This is a genomic window from Shewanella jiangmenensis, assembly GCF_018596335.1.
Taxonomy (GTDB): Bacteria; Pseudomonadota; Gammaproteobacteria; order Enterobacterales; family Shewanellaceae; genus Shewanella; species Shewanella jiangmenensis.
Map to the genome: position 1 here is coordinate 186,481 of NZ_JAHEPS010000003.1, position 21,158 is coordinate 207,638.

The window sequence follows — 21,158 nt, forward strand, 5'->3', positions numbered from 1 at the left end:
TTAAGCTAATTAAAGCGTCCGACCTTAGTAATTGGCAATGGCGGGGCGAAAAAAAAGACACCCGCAGGTGTCTTTTCTGTGTCGCATCAGGCTTAGCCGCGCAGCTGTGACTTAAGGAAGTCAACAATCTCGGCAAACGGCACGTCCTGCTTTTCACCGGTGCGGCGGTTCTTGTATTCGAACACGCCGGCGTCGATATTGCGATCGCCAATCACCACGGCATGGGGCACACCGAGGAGTTCCATGTCGGCAAACATCACGCCCGGACGCTCTTTACGGTCGTCAAACAGCACTTCGATACCGGCAGCGGTCAGCTCGGCATAGAGCTGCTCGGCCACTTCGGTGACGCGGTGGGACTTGTGCATGTTCATCGGCAGAATGCCGACGGTGAACGGGGCGATGGCTTCTGGCCATACGATGCCGCGATCGTCGTTGTTCTGCTCGATGGCGGCGGCCACGATGCGGCTCACGCCCACACCATAACAGCCCATCAGCATGATTTGTGACTTGCCGTTTTCATCAAGCACGGTGGCATTCATGGCTTCGGAGTACTTGTTGCCAAGCTGGAAGATATGACCCACTTCGATACCTCGGGCGAAGGCATACACGCCCTTGCCATCCGGAGTCGGCTCGCCTTCAACCACGTTGCGGATGTCAGCGCCCTCAACCAGCGGCAGATCGCGCTCCCAGTTGATGCCAAAGAGGTGCTTGCCATCTTGGTTGGCACCAGCGGCAAAATCGCTCATCACCAGCACGCTGTGGTCGGCAATGATAGGCAGCTTAAGGCCAACAGGACCGATAGAGCCGGTACCAGCACCCACGGTGGCGCGGATTTCGTCTTCGCTGGCAAACTGCAGCGGTGAGGCGACCAGCGCGTGCTTGTCGGCCTTGATTTCGTTCAGTTCATGGTCGCCGCGAACCAGCAGGGCAACCAGTGGCGCTTCTTCGGTTGCGCCTTTAACAATCAGGGTTTTGACTGTCTTTTCGATGGCCACACCAAACTGTTCAACCAGCTCGGCGATGGTTTTGGCATTCGGGGTGTCGACAGTGCGCATTGCTTCAGTGGCGGCGCCGCGAGGCTCGGTAGGCAGCGGGGCTTCGGCCTTCTCGATGTTGGCGGCGTAATCGCTGCCGGTGGAGTAGGCAATCAGATCTTCACCGCTCTGGGCCAGTACGTGGAACTCGTGGGACACGCTGCCGCCGATGGAGCCGGTATCGGCCAGCACAGGGCGGAACGCCAGACCCATGCGGCTGAAAATGTTGCTGTAGGCGGTGTACATGGCCTGATAAGTTTCATTCAGCGTCTCTTGATCCAGATGGAAAGAGTAGGCGTCCTTCATCAGGAACTCGCGTGAGCGCATCACGCCAAAGCGTGGACGCACTTCGTCACGGAACTTGGTCTGGATTTGATACAGGTTCAGCGGCAACTGCTTGTAAGAGCTTACTTCCTTACGGATAAGGTCAGTTATCACTTCTTCGTGGGTCGGGCCGAGCACGAAGTCACGTTCATGACGGTCGGTAAAGCGCAGAAGCTCTGGACCAAACTGATCCCAGCGGCCTGTTTCAACCCACAAATCACCCGGCTGCACCATGGGCATCAGGATCTCAATCGCGCCGGCCTTGTTCATTTCTTCACGAACGATGGCTTCTACTTTGCGCAGTACCCGCAGGCCTGTGGGCAGGTAGCTGTAGAGGCCTGAAGCGTTGCGGCGGATCATGCCGGCACGCAGCATGAGTTGATGGCTGATTACCTCGGCATTGGCTGGGGTTTCTTTTTGTGTCGAAAGCAGGTATTTGCTGACTCGCATTCCCGGTGTCCATAGTTGAAAACAGTGGGCGACATTGTATCACCTGCTTTCATCTTGTCACGCGCGCCGTACAGCAAAACCCTTAGCAGGCGCGAGTTTGAGCCGACTCATGCCTCAGCGGTTGGCGGCCTGTTTCAGCCAGTCGGTATCGGGTAAGTGGCAGGGCGCTACCGCAGCCTGATTGCCGCCCTGACTATGGGCCTTATCGAGGGCTTCTTCGGCTTCCTGCACCAGTTTATCCCAGCCGTGGGGGCGTTTGGGAATGTGATTGGCGATACCGACCGACACAGTTATCCAAGGCTGACTGGCAAGCAGCGGCGCGCTTATTCGCGCCTGATTAACCTTGTGACACAGCTGATGGGCAAGCTTGATGGCCTGCTCAAGGTCGGTGCCGGCAAGGACTATAGCGAGGCGATTGGCATCAAAGCGTGCCAGAAAATCCTGTGCCCGTGCCGTGTGCTGGCAGGCAATGGCCACCAGTTGCTGCAGTGTGGGGTCGGGCAAACCAAGGCGCGCATCACCATCGTGATTACACACAGGGTCAACCGCGAGCAGCAGCAGCGACACCGGCCCTTCGGCGCGAAGTCCGCGCAGCCATTCCTGCTGCAGGTGTTGATTGAGCGCTTTTCGGGAGGCAAGCCCGGTCACAGGGTCTTTGTCGCTGTTGCGGCTTTGGTGCTGTAGCTGATGATGAATGTGCTTAAGGTTATCGGACATGCCCTTAAGCTCACGGTTTACCGTCTCAAGCTTGGGCTCTGTGTCGCTGCGATGGCCGGTGAGGGCATCGAGCTCCTTGCCAAGGTGAATGAGCGGGCGGATAAAGTGCCGCCCAAGCAGCATCCAGGCAAGGTATTGGCTGCAAAGAATGAACAGCAGCGATAAAAACATGACGGTGATATTGAGCTGCCAGCGGCGTTTTTCGAGCGCGCTGAAACGCTGCTGACTCTCGCTTGCGCCAAGGCTTGACAGACGAATGGCCAAATCGCGGCTGGTCTGGGTGAGGCGGGTGAGTTCGCTGCCCGGGCCCTGTTTAAGCTCGCTTTGCAGGCTATCGAGCCCCTGCAAGACGCCGATGGCCATATCCCGCTCGGTTGGGGGCGCAAGCTCATCCACCAAGCGCTGCTGGCGGGCGCGCATTTCAATGATGAGATTTTTACGCTCAAGCGGCGAGAGTTCAGCCCAGTCCTGACGCAGGCGTTCAAGCCCGAGCTGCTGGCGCAGGCTGTCACGCACCCATTCCTCGGCGGCGAGTGTCTGACTGCTGGCGCGGTTAAATTCGTTTGCCTGCTGATTGATGGCAAACAGCGCCATGACCCCGGTGGCAATACCGAGGGCGGCAAGACAAACAAAGCTCTGCCATAAGCGCTTTCTCATGGCAGGCAGCGGGGAGGCCGTAATCGCCTGTTTCTCATCCTTGAACACAGCGAATTCCTGTTAGCTTGGTGTGTCAGCGCTTGTCACGCCGATCACCGATTTGTTTTGCCGGATTACCGGCCATAATGGCAAAGTCCGGCACATCGCGGCTGATAAGCGCGCCCATGCCTATTACCGCCTGATTGCCTATGGTCACGCCATCCACAATGCCGGCCTGGGCTCCAATCCACACATCTTCCCCAATCACTATGCCCTTTGAGCTGACTTTTTGCTGATAAATCGGCTCATCGGGTGCCATGCCATGGTTGAAGGCATAAATGGTCACCTGATTGGCGATGCGGGTTCTGTTGCCAATTTTGATACCGCTGCGGCCGCCGTCAAGTGAACTGCCGTGGTTAATGGCCACTTCGTTGCCAATATCAATCGGACCGTGGAGGAAAACCCCGGCCGCTATCATACATTGGTCTCCCATGCGGATATCGCGGCCGGGCTCGGCAAACAGATTGGCCTCGGGGGCGATAAAGCAGTTTGCTCCCAGATGCACGGTTTCAAGGGCACAAAGCCTTGCCTGAATTTCATCCTGCCACGGTTTTGCCCAGGCAAGGTGCTTTTCTTTTAATGAAAAATACAGCCAGGGCATCCACGACAGGCGCTTTTTGTGCTGCTCGCGGTAATCCTCAGGCGTCATTGGCCTGTCCTGACGGATGCGGCTGCGGCTGCTGGCCTACCTTGGTGGGCTTAAGCTCAAGCACGTGGGCTTTATCGTCTTTGATGCACCAGAAAATATCCAGATCGTACAAAGCAACCTGATACAGCTTGGGGTCGTCCTTGGCCTTTTTGTAGGCTGGGCGCGGGTCCTGGGCCAGCACGCCTTCAATCAGGCTGGCAAGATTTGGCCGCTCATCACCCTTGGCAAGGGCGGCTATCTGGCTTAGCGCCTCATCGCTGTAGCTCACGCCAATCTGCACCGGCGCTTCCTGCGCCATGCCGCCAAGGGCATCCGGCACTGAGTCTGAAAATGGAATATAGGGCTTGATGTCGATAACAGGCGTACCGTCAAGCAAGTCCATGCCGCTGATTTCAAGGCAGAGTTTGCCCTTTCGGCGCACTATGTCGTGCAGGCGCACTACAGATTGGCCTATGCCGTTGGGGCGAAAGGTCGAGCGGGTGGCAAACACACCCATTTTTTCGTTGCCGCCAAGGCGCGGTGGCCGGACGGTATTTTTCCAGCCCTGGGCCAGATTTTCATGGAAACAGAACAGCAGCCACAAATGGGAGTATTGCAACAGGCCGCGTACCGTGTCCGGGTCGTTAAAAGGGGGCAAGAGCTCGACAAAACCATGGGCATCGACGAGCCCCGGCTGACGCGGAATACCGAATTTCTGCCGGTAGGGCGTATGGCATATGGCCACCGCCCGGATGGTATTTTCAAAAATAGTCATTGGTCCTGGCTTTTTTGACCCGTTTGACAAAAGTGATGCTTACCCCCCGGTGACAAGGTTATTTGCCTGTCATAGGAGCTTGCCATCGCATGATGATGCGCGGCCGCCTTAGGCCATCAGCGATGCGTTGGCAATCAGTTCTCGTTTTTGGCCATCAGCTATACGTTGATAATCAGTTGTCGTCGTTGGCAAGCTGCAGCGCCTGACCCACGCACAGGGCGCGGCTGTGGCAACCGCTGCCACTTTCTTCAATTATGGTGCAGCTTTTGATGACCAGACCGTTGGCGCCCTTGTCGGCGGCCTTGCGGCGCGCATCGGTGCGGGCATCGGCCACGGTCACAGGCACATCACCCGGGGTGGCCTGACAGGCTTCGCCCTCGATGAGACCGAGTATTTTATAGCGCCCCTCTGGGCCTTGGCCTTCCTCAAACAGCACCACATCACCGGCCTTAAAGTAGTCGTTGAAGGCCTGTGGGTCTAAGTTGCTGGAAAATCCGTAATCGGATGAGCAAGCCGGAATAAGCAGCGCGGCGAGGGCAGCGACAAACGCTTTGGGGAAACACTGGGTCATGGGAGGGTCCTGTGGGCGATAGGGCGGGGCACCAACCTTGGACCCCGCCGTGAATGCAGAAATTCTATCGCTTCAGGTACTTTTGATAAAGCTGTGCAGAGCGGGTTTTCAGATCTATCGCCCGGCCATCGATAAACACCTGCTGAATTCGACCTGTCAGCGGGTCCAGAATGTCACCTTCTGCCAGCACCAGATTGGCGCGATACCCTTCCTTGATGGCGCCCATATCATTGACACCGGCAATCTTGGCCGCATCGAGGGTGATGGCTTTGAGCGCGGCGTCGCGGCCAAGGCCGTGGGCGGCGGCGTAACCGGCGGCGTAGGGCAGGTTGCGGGCTTCCCAGTCGCCGCTGTAGGCGATGGCAAACTCAATGCCGGCCGCTGCCATTTTTGCCGGCACGGCAAAGGCTTCGTCTATGTTGTCGTCGCTGTGGCGCGGCAGGCTGAGCACTGAGGGGTACACCACTGCAACGCCGGCGGCCTTAAGACCGTCGGCGACCTCGGCCGCTTCATAACCGCCGACAATCACGGCGCTGAGCTTATAACGGTTAACCAGCACCAGCGCTTCGCGGATGGCGCTCGCTTCATCGGCGTGGATAAAGAGCCTGGCGCTGCCATCAAAAAGCCCCGCCATGGCCTCAAAGCGTCTGTGGGTGAGCTTGGGCTCACTCTGCTTGCGCGCGATAAAGCTGTTGGCATCGGCAAAGAGCTTATCGATATTGGACAGTGCTTTACTGTGCTCGGCAAACGCCTTTTCGCGCTCATCGGCTTTGGCGGGCAGCTTGGGCTCAGGCCAGTAAAGATGAAGGCTTTGCGGCGCTTCGACCTTGGCGTCTTCCACTGTCCAGCTGTCGAGGTTTACCAGCGCGCTTTGACCGGCCAGCAGCTCGCCTCTGGGCACGATTTGGGCATGGGTGATGCCGTTTCGTCTCAGGGTCGGGATGATTTCGGAGTCGGGGTTAAACACGGCGGCGGCGCGCAGGTCGGCGTTGTTGTCGCCCACATCATAGGTGTCGACAGTGGGGCGCACCATGGAGATTTCGACCATGCCGACCTGGGTGTCGAGCGCCACCATGCCCGGATACAAATGCTTGCCGCTGGCATCAATCACTGTCGCGCCCGCAGCGTTAAGGTTGTTGCCTATGGCTTTGATGCGGCCTTGCTCAACCAATACACTGGTGTTGGCTTTTACGCCATCGGAGACAGTATGCACTGTGGCATTGGTGATAAGGAGCGGCGCAGACTGATCCGTGGCTGGCACCATGTCGTGGCTGCTTGCGATGCTGCTCGCCAGCAGCAGCGGAATAAATACAAACTTTTTCATCAGTGGGCTCCGTGGCTGTGCTGGGTTGACTGCTGAGTCGATATGCCGGTTTTGAACACCTCAAAATGGGTGTCGCAGTGCCATTCGGGTTCGCTTTGCGCCGCCTTGGGTGCTTCGCCGCTGCGGCCTTCCTCATCCAGCGTCAGGATTTTATTGATAAGCGCCCTGCGCTCGGCGGCCTGCTCGGCCTGCATTTGCCTATCCAGCTCGCGGTCGAAATGGCGCTTGCCATCGACCCAAACCATTTCGGTGCGGGCGTAGACAGACATCGGATGTGCATCCCACAGCACTATGTCGGCAACCTTGCCTTCTTTAAGGGAGCCTGTGTCCTTCTCAATGCCAAGTTGAATGGCTGGGTTGATGGTGATCATCTTCCAGGCATCTTCTGCTGACATATTGCAATACATCATTGACTTGGCGGCTTCCTGATTGAGGCGACGCTGCATCTCAAAACTGTCGGAATTAAGGCTTGTGAGCACCCCTTGCTGCTGCATCAGGCAGGCGTTTTCGACGATGGCGTCGTACACCTCAAACTTGTAGGCCCACCAGTCAGAGAAGGTGGAAGCGCCGGCGCCGTGGGCGGCAAGCTCCTTAGCAACCTTGTAACCTTCAAGCACATGGGTGAAGGCCTTGACCTTGAAACCGTAGGCCTCGGCAAGGCGCAGGAACATCAGGATTTCTGACTGCACATAAGAGTGAATATGGACGTCGCGCTTGCTTGCCAGCACTTCGCTTAAGGCATCGAGGCGCAGATTTGGCCTCGGCGATACCCGGGCCTTTTGCTCGCTGGACGACAGTTTTTCAAAGGCGGCTATGTCGGCCTGATGCTGACGGGCGGCATCGAAGGCATCGGCAATGGCGGCTTCAACCCCCATGCGGCTTTGCGGGAAGCGGGTGGTGTAATCATCGCCCCAGTTGCTTTGCTTGACGTTTTCACCGAGCGCAAATTTGATACTGCCCGGCGCACCCTCATACTTAAGGCCCTCGGCCGTTTCACCCCAGCGCAGCTTGATAAGCTGGCTCTGGCCGCCTATGGGGTTGGCACTGCCGTGCAGAAGCTGCGCTGTGGTCACGCCGCCTGCGAGCGAGCGGTAAAGGGCTATGTCGTCCGGATTGAGCACATCGCCGATGCGCACCTCGGAGGTGACGGCATCTGTGTCTTCGTTGGTGCCGCCATTGAGTGCGATATGGGAGTGCTCGTCCACTATGCCTGCGGTCAGGTGTTTGCCGCGCGCGTCAATTTTCGTAAAGCCCGGCGGCGTCATCAGGTTTTGGCCGATTTTTAAAATCCGGCCCTTGCTGATGATAAGGTCGGTGTTTTCAAGTATGCCGTCGGCTTCTGAGGTCCACAGGGTGGCGCCCTGAATATGCACTTTGTCCTGTGCGGGGGCGCTCGAAAGTCCAAAGGCGACGTTAGGGGAAGTGAGCTTGCCAATCAGCGCCTTGTTGGCGTCAGCCTTTGCCTTGGCCTTTTCATCGCCGCTTGCATCGGTTTTTGCCGCATCGGCCTTGGCTGTTGCGGCGGCCTTGGCTTCAGTGACATGCGTTAAGCTCAGTGCAATCACGCTGCCATCGGCAAGGGTCGCTGTGCCTTTTTTCGCGCGCAAATCCAGGATAATACGGGCCTTGCCGTCGATGCCGGGCAGCGCAGCGCGGCCGGTGAGCTCATGGGGGCGACCGGCAAGCTTGATTGGCGATGGGGCGCTTTCAGATTTACTGTCAGGCTTGCTATCAGCTGCGGCATTAGTATCAACGCTGGCGTTGGTGTTGGTATTGGCGGGTTCCTCAAACGCCAGCTCAAAGCTGCCGTCGGGGCTGTGATTCACGTCAAGCTTAACGGCGTGACGTTTGTCCTGATAGCCAAGCTCGTAGCGGCCTGCGAGGGCAAGCTGTTCCCGAGGCTTAAGTGCGGTTTCTTCACCCATTAAAAACACGCTTACCAGTTTGCCATCCTTGAAGGGATTACCGCTGTAAACGGCCAAATCGGCAATAAAGCCCGGGCTTAATTTACCGGCAAACTTGTCGATACCGGCAATTTTAGCGGCATCTGTGGTCAGCGCGGCGAGGGCGGCTTGTTCTTCAAGACCGGCATCGAGTGCTTTTTTAAGTCTTGGCCAGAAATCTTTTTTATCGTCGATGCCGTGAAGGGTCAGTGCAAAACTGACGCCTGCGTCTGAAAGCATGCTCAGGTTTTTAGGCGCATATTCCCAATGACGCAGCTCGGCAAGTTTCAGTTGCTGCTCAGTTTCAGGCGAGCTGACATCGGGAGCCGCCGGAAAGTTTAGCGGTAAAATAACGCTGGCGCCGCTCACTTTAATTTCATTTAGGCGGGCATATTCCTGACCATTGCCGAGCAGCGCGCCGCTGAGTGTAAACTCCTTCATCAGCCTTGAAGCCCGTAACTGATTGTTTAAGTCTGGCGTATCAAATATATAAAAGGTTTGATTTGGTTCGCCAATGGCGTCGAGCGCTGCATTGAATTCGAGCGTGCCTGGCTGATTATCACTTGCCAGTCTGCGTTTGTTTTGCTGATACCAACTGGCATCCATCAAGGTTTGTCTGATTAGGGCAATCGCGCCCATCAGCGAATTGGGGTAATCCTGGATCGAGCTGCCTTTATCAAATGATAAGAAACTGTTACCGCGCTCAGAATAAATGACATCGTTGGCTATTTTATCCGCCAGTGATACATGGACACCCGTGCCGCGAAATATGCCGTCAAATTTTGCAGAATGCACGCTGGTAAAGCCGTTATTTACCCAAGCCTCGGCCGACTCTTTGTTGGGGGCAAAAAAGTGTGCCCATTGTTTTTCGGCATGAATCGCACCGTTGGCGGCGTTACCACCAATCCGGCCTATTTCATAAACCGGTGCGTCTTTTTCCTGCTTGGGATATTCAAAGCCAATGCCGTATTCGGTAAAGGGGTCAATAAAACCCGGATAAATATCGAGGCCTTTCATATCAATGACATTGGCACCCGCCGGCGTTTGAATGCCATCAAGTACGGCTTTGATGCGATTGCCCTGAATGACCAGCGTGCCTTGCTCAAGCGTCTGGCCGGGGGCGAGGTGGAGGCGGGCACCCTGCAGGGCTATCAAGCGCTCGGGCTCTGCGGTCAGCAGGGTTTTGGCTTCGAGACTTAATGAGCAGCAGGCGCTGCCCAACAGCAGGAATATCAAAGAATTTCTATTTATCGCCATTGTTTGTACCGTTTTTATGGGCGGGTAATCGAAAGAGGTTAGCCTAATCAGCGGCGGATTGGGACAAGGGAATTGTAAAAAGGTTTTTGAAAAAAAGAAAAGGCCGGTCACTGACCGGCCTTTAAATAGACTGCTGGCTTAACGCCCGGCGAATGCCAAGCTTAGGCGATAAGGAATTTATCCATAGAGGCGCCTTTTTCCACTGCATTTTTGAATACAGTTGGCATACGGCCCTGACCGGTCCAGGTGATTTCCTCACCGTCTACAACGATTTTGTATTTTGGTGGACGTGGCGCGCGCTTTTTACCGGCAACTTTAACGGCGGTAACACCCAGGTCTTCAACTGACAGACCGATTTCAGCCATTTGCTTACGGATTTCTTCAATCTTGGCGATACGCTCGGCGTTGGCTTTCAGCTCTTCTTCGGCTTCGCTTTCACGCTCGGTAACGATCTTTTCCAGTTTGGCAACCAGATCACGCAGGTCATCCAAAGACAAATCTTTTACTGCTGCTTTCAGACGACGACCGTGAGTCAGTATTTCGAGGAACTCGCTCATAATTATTTCGCTTCCCATCTTTTCAGGTGAAATTGGATTCCGGTTTGAATAATAGAAATAAATAAATCTGCCTGCAATTAAAAAAGTGAAATTATTAAGTGATATTCATCAAAAGGATTATTTGCGGCGAATATTTCCACTCAATTTGGGGGGAAGTGTCCACAAAACGCGCCAGTGTCGGCGCGCACAAATGTGGCAAACAGTCGTTTGAGTCAGGTTGACGTTTACGTTAACAGCACGTAAAGTTGCGCTATCAAAGACAGTGGCAAGGTGGATGCTGTGTCCAGCTCATGCCGACAAAGAAGGTGCAGGAAGGAAACTCTATGAAGATTTTGGTGCCTGTAAAACGCGTGGTTGATGCCAACGTGAAGGTCAGGGTCAAGGCCGATAACACCAATGTGGATACGGCAAACCTGAAAATGGCTCTTAACCCCTTTTGTGAAATCGCCGTTGAAGAAGCGGTGCGCCTCAAAGAAGCCGGTCACGCCACTGAAATCGTGGTGGTGAGCATTGGCTCCAAGGCGGTGCAGGAGCAGATGCGTACCGCCATGGCGCTCGGTGCCGACCGGGGTATTCATGTCGAAGCCGACGACGAGCTGCCAGCCCTGTCGATTGCCAAACTGCTTAAGGCCGTACAGGACAAAGAGCAGGCCTCCCTTATTCTCCTTGGCAAACAGTCCATTGATGGCGACAACAACCAGACCGGCCAGATGCTGGCCGCGCTGATGGATGCCCCGCAGGCGACCTTTGCTTCCAAAGTGGTGGTCGATGGCAACGCCCTTACCGTCACCCGCGAAGTGGATGGCGGTTTGCAAACCCTTAAGCTGCCGCTGCCTGCGGTGGTTACTACCGACTTGCGTCTCAATGAACCGCGCTATGCCAAGCTGCCGGACATCATGAAAGCCAAGAAAAAACCGCTCGATACCTTGACTGTGGATGCCCTCGGCGTGACCTTGAAGGCGCACCAGAAGCTCCTTAGCGTCAATGCGCCAGCGGCGCGTCAGGCGGGTATCAAGGTGGCTTCTGTTGAGGAGCTGGTAGAAAAACTGAAAAACGACGCGAAGGTGATCTGATATGAGCATTCTTGTTCTTGCCGAGCATGACAACAGCAGTCTGAAACTGGATTCCGCCAAGGTCGTCAGCGCAGCCGCAGCCATTGGTGGCGACGTGCATGTGCTGGTGGTGGGCAGCCAGTGTGATGCCGTGGCTAAGGCCGCCGCTTCGCTTTCTGGTGTCAGCAAGGTGCTGCTGGCCGATAACGCCGTTTACAGTGCCCATCTTGCCGACAATATCGCCAAACTGGTGGTAGAACTTGCCGGCAGTTACAGCCATATTCTGGCGCCGGCCAGCTCCATGGGCAAAGACACATTGCCACGGGTCGCGGCACTGCTTGATGTGGCTCAGCTGTCTGAAGTCGTTAAAGTGATGGATGCCAATACCTTTGTGCGCCCGATTTATGCCGGTAACGCGCTTGCGACCGTGCAGAGTCTGGACGATAAGAAAGTGCTGACAGTGCGTGCCAGTGCTTTTGATGCCGTCTCTGAAGGCGGCAGCGCCGCGATTGAATCGGTGGCCGTGGCTATTACATCAACCACTGCGTTTGTATCGCAGGAGCTCAGCGTGTCCGAGCGCCCAGAGCTTGGCAACGCTGGCATTATCGTTTCCGGCGGCCGTGGCATGGGCAGCGGTGAAAACTTCGCCCTGCTTGAGAAACTTGCCGACAAGCTTGGCGCTGCTGTGGGCGCATCACGCGCAGCAGTGGACGCTGGCTTTGTGCCAAACGACCTGCAGGTCGGTCAAACCGGCAAGATAGTGGCGCCGAACCTCTATATCGCCGTGGGTATTTCCGGTGCCATCCAGCATCTGGCGGGCATGAAAGACTCCAAAGTGATTGTTGCCATTAACAAAGATCCTGAAGCACCGATTTTCCAGGTGGCGGATTACGCCCTGGAAGCGGATCTGTTTGAGGCTGTGCCTAAGCTGATTGACTTGCTTTAATCTGTGATCTTGGTCACGATATGCGGCCTGGGGATGGCAATCCCCGGGCCGCTTGTGTTTTTATGTGCCTCACGCCTGCACACAGGCGTCCTGAGTAGAGGTGCGCCGAGCATCAGTAACAGTCAACAGGGTGATGCCGTTGACGGGCTGTGAAAGGGTATCGGCGCCGAAGTGGATTGGTGTATCACCGCCATCCGCTGGGGTCGTTTTCGAAAGGAACGACACTGCCATAGTATTTTCTGTCGGGATGACAGAGGAAGTAATTACTATGGAGCGCTACTGATAGGACAGGTGTTTTTGGGTATCTTTGCCGTTTCCCACCAGTTCAGTCGCCCTCCATTCGTTCAAAGCGAAGATATTTCAATGACATTGCTTAGTTATGCCGATTCGGCGCTCTCCTTGCTGCCGCCGGTGGTGGCCATTGTGCTGGCGGTGCTTACCCGTAAAGTGCTCCTTTCTCTTGGCCTCGGTATTCTGGTCGGCGCCCTGCTGCTTAATGATTTCAGCCCCCTTGCCAGCGCAAGCTTTCTGGCCGAGCGGGTAACGGGGCTGGTGTGGAGCGAGGGTGCGCTCAATAGCTGGAACCTGTACATCCTTGGTTTTTTGGTGCTGCTTGGCATGATTACCGCCCTTATCACAGTCTCCGGCGCCGCCCGCGCCTTTGCCGACTGGGCCCGTCAGCGCATCCGCTCCAAACGTGACGCCAACCTGCTGACCATGTTTTTGGGCTGCGTGGTGTTTATCGATGACTACTTCAACAGTCTGGTGGTGGGCTCGATTTCACGGCCGCTTACTGACCGTTATCACGTTTCCCGCGCCAAACTCGCTTACCTGCTCGACTCGACCGCCGCGCCTGTGTGCGTGATTTCCCCTGTGTCCAGCTGGGGGGCGTACATCATTGCACTTATCGGCGGCATTCTTGCGACCCATGGCATGAGCGACCTTGGCCATCTGTCGGTGTTCGTGCAGATGATCCCGATGAACTTTTACGCCATCTTTGCGCTCCTGTTACTGCTTTGCGTTGCGCTGATGGGGCTTGATGTGGGCCCCATGAAGGCCCATGAGCAAAATGCCATGCGCGGCAACCTGTACGATGAGGCCAAGGGCACGCCGCCGGGCGCCAGTGCCGAGCTGCCGGAAGCTGACACCGGCAGCATTGCCGGGCTGTTTATTCCTATTGGTACTCTGGTATTTGCCACGCTGTTTTTTATGATTTCCAGCGGCGCATCGGCGCTTGCCGAGGCGAACCTGCCGTTTTCACTCATCGGCGCGTTTGAGAAAACCGATGTCGGCGGCTCGCTGTTTTTAGGCGCGCTGGTTGGCCTTGGGGTGACGCTGGTGATGGCGCTGGTGCAAAAGGTCTCTGCGGCCATGATAGCCACGGCAATCGTTCAGGGCGGCCGTTCCATGTTGCCGGCGATTTACATTCTGCTGTTTGCCTGGACTATCGCCGGTATTATCGGCTCGCTGGAAACCGGCAAATTTATGGCAAGCCTTGCCAGTGGCAATATTCCCTTTGCGCTGTTGCCGGCGGTGATGTTTATCCTTGCCGGCCTCACCGCCTTTGCCACCGGCACCAGTTGGGGCACCTTTGGCATTATGCTGCCGATTGCCGCCGATATGGCCATGGGCAGCCATACTGCGATGATGCTGCCGATGCTGGCCTCAGTGCTTGCCGGCGCCGTGTTTGGCGACCACTGCTCGCCGATTTCTGATACTACTATTTTGTCGTCCACCGGCGCCAGTTGCCACCACATCGACCATGTGATGACCCAGCTGCCGTACGCGCTTATTGTGGCCTTTATCAGTTTGGTGGGCTACGGCGTAATGGGCTTTACCGAGTCGGTTCTCGCAGGCTTTGGCGCAAGTTCGGTACTGTTTGTGCTGGCCGTGCTGATGCTGCGTCGCCGCGCCAGAGCAAACGATTAAGATTATTTCTTGCTGACGAATCAGCGTTAAACGCAAAAAGGCCGCTCGATGAGCGGCCTTTTACGTTATGGCAGATTAATCAGGGGCTGAATTACTTCAGACCACGACGCTCCAGCAGACCGTCGGTGGTAGGCTCCTGACCACGGAAGTTTTTGTACGCTTCCATCGGTGGCACGCTGTTGCCCACTTCGCGGATAGTCTTGCGATACTTCATACCGATTTCGCGCGACAGACCGCCCTGGGTTTGCACGTAGGCAAAGGCGTCGGCAGCCAGAATTTCAGACCACATGTAGGCGTAGTAGCTGGCGCTGTAGCCACCCGGGAAGGCGTGGGCGAAGTAGGTTGAGCGGTAGCGTGGTGGAACGGCTTCGATGTCCACACCGTGCTTTTTCAGCGCGGCGGCTTCGAATTCAACCACGTTTTTCTGCTCTTCACCGGCTTTCAGTGAGTGCCACTCGAGGTCAACGAGGGCGGCAGACATGTACTCGAGGGTGTCGAAGCCCTGGTTGAAGCTGCGGGATTTCAGCAGCTTGTCGAGCAAATCCTGCGGCAGTGCTTCACCGGTCTGATAGTGACGGGCATAGTTAGCCAGCACTTTCGGATGGGCAGCCCAGTCTTCTTCGAAGGTGGACGGGAATTCAACGAAGTCGCGCGATACCTTGGTACCGGCCAGCGTTGGGTATTTAACCTTGGAGAACATGCCGTGGGTGCCATGGCCCATTTCGTGGAACATGGTGGTCACTTCATCGTAGCTCACGAAGGTCGGCTCGCCGTCCGGGGCCTTCTTGATGTTCATCACGTTCAGCACCACAGGCTTGTTGCCAAGCAGGCCGGTCTGATCCACGAAGGAGCTCTTCCAGGCGCCGCCGCGCTTGCCTTCACGGGCAAAGTAGTCGGCGTAGAAAATGGCCATGCTGGTGCCATCTTCATCAAACATTTCGTAGGCCTTTACGTCCGGATGGTACACAGGCAGATCCGGGCGCGGCTTCATGGTCACGCCATAAAGCTCTTTGATGGTGTAGAACACGCCATCTTCCAGTACGCGGTTAAACTCGAAGTAAGGCTTGAGTGACGCTTCGTCGAGGGAGAATTTTTCCTGACGCACTTTCTCGGCATAGAATTCCCAGTCCCATGGCTTGAGCTCAAAATCGCCACCGGTCTTTTTGATCATCGCCTGGATGTCAGCAGCTTCTTTCTTCGTGTTTTCAACTACTTTTGGCACCATGGTGCCAAACAGCTTGTACACGGCTTCTGGGTTGCCGGCCATTTGTGGGCCAAGGCGATAGGTTGCCCAGTTGTCAAAGCCCAGCAGAGCAGCACGCTCGGCGCGCAGCTGCGCCAGACGGCTTACCAGTGAAGCGGTTTCGTTCTCGCCGCTCTGGCCACGGTTGGCAGAGGCTTCCCACACGCGCTGGCGCAGCTCGCGGTTTTCAAGCTGAGACAGCACAGGCTGACGGGTGGTGTTGGTGATAGACAGCAGGTACTTGCCTTCATGGCCAGCGGCCTTGGCATCATCAGCGGCCATGCGGATTTGGGTGTCAGACAGGCCAGCCAGTTGCTCTTTGCTGTCAACGACTACGGCGATTTCCTTGGTCAGACGCAGCAGGCGCTGCTGGAATTCGTCGGTCAGCTTGGAGTGCTCTTCGTTCAGGGTGCGGATTTTCTGCTTCTGCTCGTCGGTCAGCTTGGCACCGGCCATCACGAACTGCTGCTGATACACCTCAATCAGACGCACTTCTTCCTTGGTCAAACCCAGGGTATCGCGGCTGTTGTACAGGGCTTCGATGCGGGCAAACAGTTTTGGATTGAGGTTGATGTCATCTGAGTGAGCAGACATCAGCGGCGCCATTTTACCCTGCAGAGCACGCAGCTCAGGGGTAGAGTCGGTACCGGTCAGGTTGTAGAACACCTTGGAGGTACGGGTCAGCAGCGCGCCGGCTTTTTCCATGGCAACTATGGTGTTGTCAAAGGTCGGGGCATCGGCATTGTTGGCGATGGCTTCGATTTCGGCCTTGTGCTCTTTCAGGCCCTGCATCAGTGCAGGTTCAAAGTGCTCAGACTTGATTTTGGTAAAGTCCGGCGCCTGATATTGCAGGGTGCTGGCGGCGAAGAATGGGTTGTCCTGGCTCAGGCCTTCAGTGGCTACTGCCGCGGCTGGTGCAGCCTCAGCGGCTGAGGTCTGGGATGCTGGGGCGGCTTCTTTGGCAGGTTGCTCAGATTTGCAACCACCGAGAAGGAGGGCGCTGCCTACGGCGAGGGCGATTAAGCTCTTGTGCATGCTTACTTCCTGGGTTTATTGATTGTATTGTTTTGTTGTTGACCGGTTAGGCTAACCAGTTCGGCTTAAAATAGGCTGAAATAATGACCTGAAACCGGCTGCGCTGTTGGTATCGCCAAAGGGCGGGCTCTGGTAAAATGGCGCGCACGTATTTTGACCGGAAACCTGCTGTGGCTCAGCTTTATTTTTACTACTCGGCGATGAATGCCGGTAAATCGACCTCTTTATTACAATCTTCATACAATTACCGCGAGCGGGGCATGAATACCCTGGTGATGACTGCGGGCATAGACGACAGATATGGCGTGGGTAAAGTGGCCTCGCGGATTGGTATTCAGGCCGATGCCACCGTGTTTGGCAGCGAAGATAACCTGCTGGACATCATCGCCACCCATCACAGTCAGCAGCCGCTGCATTGTGTGCTGGTGGATGAGAGTCAGTTTTTATCGAAAATTCAGGTACGTCAGCTGACCGATGTGGTCGATAAACTCGATATTCCGGTGCTGTGTTACGGGCTTCGCAGCGATTTTCGCGGTGAGCTTTTTACCGGCAGCCAGTATCTGCTGTCCTGGGCCGATAAGCTGGTCGAACTCAAGACCATCTGTTTTTGTGGCCGCAAAGCCAACATGGTGGTGCGCCGCGACGGCGAAGGTAAACCGGTTCGCGATGGTGAGCAGGTGGCGATTGGCGGCAACGAGAGCTACGAGTCCATGTGCCGCAAACACTTCAGCGAGCTAGTGTGGGATTAAGCCCGCCGCAGCTAAATAATGAAAAAGCGCCCGAGGGCGCTTTGTGCATTTATTACATTTAGTTTGGCATTCAGTTTTGTACTCAGTTTTAAGATCAGGCGTGGGTTAAGTACCAGCGCCAGTCCTGACTGCCAACTTCGGCCATAAACTCCTGGTATTCAGCGGTTTTGATGGCGCTGTAAATCCGGTGAAAGTCCTCGCCAAGCACTTCTTTCATCCACCCGGAGGCTTTAAAGCGCTCCAGCGCCGTTAACCAGTCGGTGGGCAGGGTTTCATGCTCGCCTTCATAACCATTGCCTACGATGGCGCTGCCGGGATTTGACTGCTGCTTGATGCCAAAATGGCAGGCGGCGAGGATTGCCGCCGCAGCCAAATAGGGGTTTGCATCGGCGCCGCAGAGGCGATGTTCGATATGGCGGCTTGGTGCGGGGCCGCCCGGTACCCGAAACGACACAGTGCGGTTATTTACGCCCCAGGTTTTGGCGATTGGTGCGTAGCTTGCGCTCTGGAAGCGACGAAACGAGTTGGCATTGGGGCAAAACAGCAGCTGGGCATCTTCAAGAGTTGCCATCATGCCGCCGATGCTGTGGCTCAGCAGCGCCGTGCCATGCGGGTCGTCACTGGCAAACAGGTTGTTGCCGTCTTTGTCGGCGAGGCTTACATGCATATGCATACCGCTGCCCGCAAGATGGCCGAAGGGTTTGGCCATAAAGCAGGCGCGCATGCCGTGTTTGGCGGCTACGCCCTTGACCAGGCGCTTGTAGCGTACGGCTTCGTCCATGGCTTTGAGCACATCGTATCTGTGCTCTAAGGTGATTTCGACCTGACCTGGGGCGTATTCCGAAATGGCGGTGCGGGCCGGTATGCCCTGGGTTTCGCAGGCGTGGTACAGGTCGTCCAAAAACGGCTGCAGCGCTTCAAGCTCCAAAATGCCGTACACCTGGGTTTGGTGTGGCCGCTGGCCATTTGCGGCTCTGGCGGGCTGGGGCGCGCCGCGTTCATCAAAGGCGTCATCGAGGAGATAAAACTCAAGCTCGGCGGCCATTACCGGGTAAAAGCCGTCGGCCTTGAGCCGTTCAATCACCCGCTCCAGCACCAGTCTTGGATCGGCGCTTGCCGCTGGCATGCCAAGTTCCGGGTGCATTGACAGCTGAACCTGTGCCGTCGGCTGGCTGCGCCATGGCTGGCGAACCAGGCTGCCAGCAAGGGGAAACGCGCTGCAATCGGCATCGCCCACCTGCCACACAAGCCCAGTGTCTTCCACATCATCGCCCTGAACCGTGAGGCCCAGAATGGTGCTGGGCAGTGGCCGGCCATGGCGATACATGGCCATGACTTCGTCCCGGTGCAGCAGTTTGCCGCGCGGTACGCCATTGGGGTCGATAATAAAAATCTCGACCTGTTTTATGTCGGGGTGCGCCTCAATAAAGGCAAGTGCCTGGGCGGCATCATCGCCGGCGGGGTTGGACTGGACTTGGTGACTGCTTGCTTGTGGTAACACGGGCATAGTGGCCTCTTGTGATGGTTTTTCCAAGCCTGAGGGAGACCACTGAACACCCTTTTTAGGCTTATGTTGAACATATTGTTTTATTTATTTGACAATATGGGGCCGCCCGACGGGAATTGTCAATCCTGCCAGCACGCCATTATTAGTGCGGGCGGGGCTTTGATGTGATCCTGTTGTAGTCGACTATGCTGTACTCTTTGAAATACTTGTATAAACCTTAGTTATTAATGCTGATTTTTGGCACATGTCACCGGAATGAGCATGCTTGCGTGCTACCATGGATTGCTTTGACAAAGCTTATGCTTGACTCATCAGTGCTGTATGGAACGCCGCTTGGACAGTGGCCTTGCCGACAGCTGACTGCACAAAGGACTGCCCATGACCTTTAAACGAAGTATTAACCCTCCGGTATTTTTCAGTTCACTGCTGCTTATCACCCTGCTGGTGCTGCTGGGCGCATTGTGGCCCGAGACGGCGCAGCGCTGGTTCGGCTCGGCCCAGCACTGGCTCGAAGTCAAAGCCGGCTGGCTCTATATCCTTGGTGTCGCGACCTTTTTGGTGTTCATCGTCTTTGTGATGGTGAGCCGTTTTGGCGATATCAAGCTTGGGCCGGATCATGCCGAGCCCGATTACAGCTACAAAAGCTGGATTGCCATGCTGTTTTCCGCCGGCATGGGCATAGGACTGATGTTTTTTGGCGTGGCCGAGCCCGTGATGCACTTTATTGCGCCGCCGGATGCCGATCCCCAGAGTATTCAGGCCGCCAAAGAGGCGATGAAAATCACCTTTTTCCACTGGGGCATACATGCCTGGGCCATTTATGCGGTGGTGGCCTTAAGCCTGGCCTATTTTGCTTATCGCCATAAGTTGCCGCTGCTGCCAAGAAGTGCGCTTTACCCCTTGATTGGCGAGCGCATTTACGGCCCTCTTGGCCATGCGGTAGATGCCTTTGCCGTGCTTGGCACCATGTTTGGTGTGGCAACCTCATTGGGGTTTGGGGTGCTGCAGGTGAACTCGGGGCTTAATTTTCTCTTCGGCGATGCCGTGCCTATCAGCAGTCTGTTGCAGGTGGGGCTGATTATCGTCATTACCCTGATTGCCACTGCGTCGGTATTTTCCGGGCTCGATAAAGGGGTGAAGCGCCTCAGTGAACTTAACCTGCTGCTTGCGGTACTCTTGATGCTGGTGGTGCTTTTGCTTGGGCCGACTGTGTCGCTGCTGCAGGCTTTTGTGCAAAACACCGGCGCCTATTTCTCCGATATTGTCGGCAAGACCTTTAACCTGTACGCCTATCAGCAGAAAAACGACTGGCTCGGCGGCTGGACGTTGCTTTATTGGGGCTGGTGGATTTCCTGGTCGCCCTTTGTCGGCACCTTTATCGCGCGGGTTTCCCGCGGCCGTACCATCCGTGAGTTTTTGCTCGGGGTGCTGTTTGTACCGAGCGGCTTTACCTTTTTGTGGATGACGGTGTTTGGTAACTCGGCCATCGATTTGATTATGCATGAGGCGGGCACTGTGCTGGCCGATGCTGTGTCCTCCGATGTCTCTGTGGCGCTGTTTGTGTTTTTTGAGCAATTGCCGCTGTCATCCCTGCTGTCGGGTATTGCCCTTTGCCTGGTGGTGACCTTCTTTGTGACCTCGGCCGACTCCGGCAGTTTGGTGATTGATAACCTGACCTCGGGCGGCGACCTTTCAGCGCCCGTGTGGCAGCGTATTTTCTGGGCGCTGATGCAGGGCGTGGTTGCCTCTGTGCTGCTGCTTGCCGGCGGTTTGCAGGCATTGCAAACCGCCGCCATTGCCAGCGCCATGCCGTTTTTGCTGGTCATGCTGCTGATTTGTCTTGGGCTTTTTAAAGCGCTGCAGGACGACTGGCTTAAGCTTTCCAGCGTGCAGCTTCATAACACCAGCGTGCAATACGCCAAAGCCAACGTGGACTGGCGCGAACGCCTGAAAGTGCTGGTGACCCAGCCATCCAAAGCCGAAGCCGAGGCCTTTATCCATGGTCCGGCGGCCGAGGCGCTGGGGCAGGTGGCAGATGCGCTGAGTTCACAGGGCGTGGATGCGCGGCTGGTTGAGCTTGAGGACAGGGTGCGGCTGGTGATTAGCGGTGAAGGGCAGGGCGAGTTTGTGTATGCGCTCAGGCTTCGTCAGTACACCCGCTCGGCACTGCCCGGCGCCGAGCAAAGCGACGGCGACGAGGTGTTTCATCGGGTTGAAGTGTTTTTGGAGCACGGCGGACAGCAGTACGATGTGCTTGGCTATACCGTCGAGCAGCTGCAGGCCGATGCCGTAACCCAGTACGAAAAATACCTGCATTATTTGCACTTGTCCGGCAGCGAGTCGCTGGATTCGGGGCGCTGATTGCAAGGTGGCTGGGCTCGGGTTATGCTGCGGCCAATATTGAGTGGGGCAGGCACAAAG

At 56.1% G+C, this 21,158-nt stretch carries 15 protein-coding genes and 1 riboswitch; of the genes, 5 read left to right on the top strand and 10 right to left on the bottom strand.

Going from position 1 to position 21,158, the window contains the following annotated elements:
- Positions 1-92: 92 nt before the first annotated feature.
- The 8 genes from KJI95_RS09655 to KJI95_RS09690 all read right to left on the bottom strand — a co-directional run bounded on the left by KJI95_RS09655 (position 93) and on the right by KJI95_RS09690 (position 10,276).
- Complete coding sequence (locus KJI95_RS09655; protein WP_214506986.1) at positions 93-1,808, bottom strand: proline--tRNA ligase; 1,716 nt, start codon at positions 1,806-1,808, stop codon at positions 93-95.
- A gap of 114 nt (positions 1,809-1,922) precedes the next feature.
- Positions 1,923-3,182, bottom strand: coding sequence for a GGDEF domain-containing protein (locus tag KJI95_RS09660; protein WP_214506987.1), 1,260 nt, complete (start codon positions 3,180-3,182; stop codon positions 1,923-1,925).
- Between the two features lie 73 nt (positions 3,183-3,255).
- Positions 3,256-3,870 carry an acyltransferase gene (locus KJI95_RS09665; RefSeq protein WP_214506988.1) on the bottom strand — a complete coding sequence of 205 codons (615 nt, stop codon included), beginning with the start codon at positions 3,868-3,870 and terminating at the stop codon, positions 3,256-3,258.
- Positions 3,860-4,624, bottom strand: coding sequence for a tRNA (N6-threonylcarbamoyladenosine(37)-N6)-methyltransferase TrmO (tsaA, locus tag KJI95_RS09670; protein ID WP_214506989.1), 765 nt, complete (start codon positions 4,622-4,624; stop codon positions 3,860-3,862). Before tsaA ends, KJI95_RS09665 begins: the two co-directional genes overlap by 11 nt.
- Before the next feature lie 172 nt (positions 4,625-4,796).
- On the bottom strand, positions 4,797-5,195 hold the full coding sequence (gene rcsF / locus KJI95_RS09675) for an Rcs stress response system protein RcsF (RefSeq protein WP_214506990.1): 399 nt from the start codon (positions 5,193-5,195) through the stop codon (positions 4,797-4,799).
- Positions 5,196-5,259: 64 nt separating this feature from the next.
- Positions 5,260-6,519 carry an amidohydrolase family protein gene (locus tag KJI95_RS09680; RefSeq protein ID WP_214506991.1) on the bottom strand — a complete coding sequence of 420 codons (1,260 nt, stop codon included), beginning with the start codon at positions 6,517-6,519 and terminating at the stop codon, positions 5,260-5,262.
- Positions 6,519-9,719: an amidohydrolase family protein gene (locus tag KJI95_RS09685; RefSeq protein ID WP_214506992.1), complete on the bottom strand. Its 3,201-nt coding sequence runs from the start codon at positions 9,717-9,719 to the stop codon at positions 6,519-6,521. The genes KJI95_RS09680 and KJI95_RS09685 overlap by 1 nt, the downstream gene beginning before the upstream one ends.
- Before the next feature lie 161 nt (positions 9,720-9,880).
- Complete coding sequence (locus tag KJI95_RS09690; RefSeq protein ID WP_214506993.1) at positions 9,881-10,276, bottom strand: H-NS histone family protein; 396 nt, start codon at positions 10,274-10,276, stop codon at positions 9,881-9,883.
- A gap of 323 nt (positions 10,277-10,599) precedes the next feature.
- Between KJI95_RS09690 and KJI95_RS09695 the strand changes: the two genes are divergently transcribed.
- The 3 genes from KJI95_RS09695 (at position 10,600) to KJI95_RS09705 (ending at position 14,203) form a co-directional block, all read left to right on the top strand.
- Positions 10,600-11,349: an electron transfer flavoprotein subunit beta/FixA family protein gene (locus KJI95_RS09695; RefSeq protein ID WP_214506994.1), complete on the top strand. Its 750-nt coding sequence runs from the start codon at positions 10,600-10,602 to the stop codon at positions 11,347-11,349.
- 1 nt (position 11,350) lies between these two features.
- Positions 11,351-12,274 carry an electron transfer flavoprotein subunit alpha/FixB family protein gene (locus tag KJI95_RS09700; RefSeq protein ID WP_214506995.1) on the top strand — a complete coding sequence of 308 codons (924 nt, stop codon included), beginning with the start codon at positions 11,351-11,353 and terminating at the stop codon, positions 12,272-12,274.
- A gap of 87 nt (positions 12,275-12,361) precedes the next feature.
- Positions 12,362-12,561, top strand: a riboswitch (Lysine riboswitch).
- A 76-nt stretch (positions 12,562-12,637) separates the two neighbouring features.
- Complete coding sequence (locus tag KJI95_RS09705; protein WP_214506996.1) at positions 12,638-14,203, top strand: Na+/H+ antiporter NhaC family protein; 1,566 nt, start codon at positions 12,638-12,640, stop codon at positions 14,201-14,203.
- Positions 14,204-14,294: 91 nt separating this feature from the next.
- On the opposite strand, the gene KJI95_RS09710 is transcribed toward KJI95_RS09705, so the two are convergent.
- Entirely contained in the window at positions 14,295-16,481 is a 2,187-nt protein-coding gene (locus KJI95_RS09710; protein WP_214506997.1) for a M3 family metallopeptidase, read from the bottom strand.
- Between the two features lie 170 nt (positions 16,482-16,651).
- Here KJI95_RS09710 and KJI95_RS09715 point away from each other — a divergent pair, with 170 nt between their 5' ends.
- Complete coding sequence (locus KJI95_RS09715; RefSeq protein WP_214506998.1) at positions 16,652-17,230, top strand: thymidine kinase; 579 nt, start codon at positions 16,652-16,654, stop codon at positions 17,228-17,230.
- Between the two features lie 94 nt (positions 17,231-17,324).
- On the opposite strand, the gene KJI95_RS09720 is transcribed toward KJI95_RS09715, so the two are convergent.
- Positions 17,325-18,737, bottom strand: coding sequence for a glutamine synthetase family protein (locus KJI95_RS09720; RefSeq protein WP_214506999.1), 1,413 nt, complete (start codon positions 18,735-18,737; stop codon positions 17,325-17,327).
- A 378-nt stretch (positions 18,738-19,115) separates the two neighbouring features.
- On the opposite strand from KJI95_RS09720, the gene KJI95_RS09725 reads away from it, so the two are divergent.
- The gene (locus KJI95_RS09725; protein ID WP_214507000.1) at positions 19,116-21,098 is read left to right on the top strand and encodes a BCCT family transporter; all 1,983 of its coding nucleotides are present in this window, start codon (positions 19,116-19,118) and stop codon (positions 21,096-21,098) included.
- Positions 21,099-21,158: the final 60 nt, after the last annotated feature.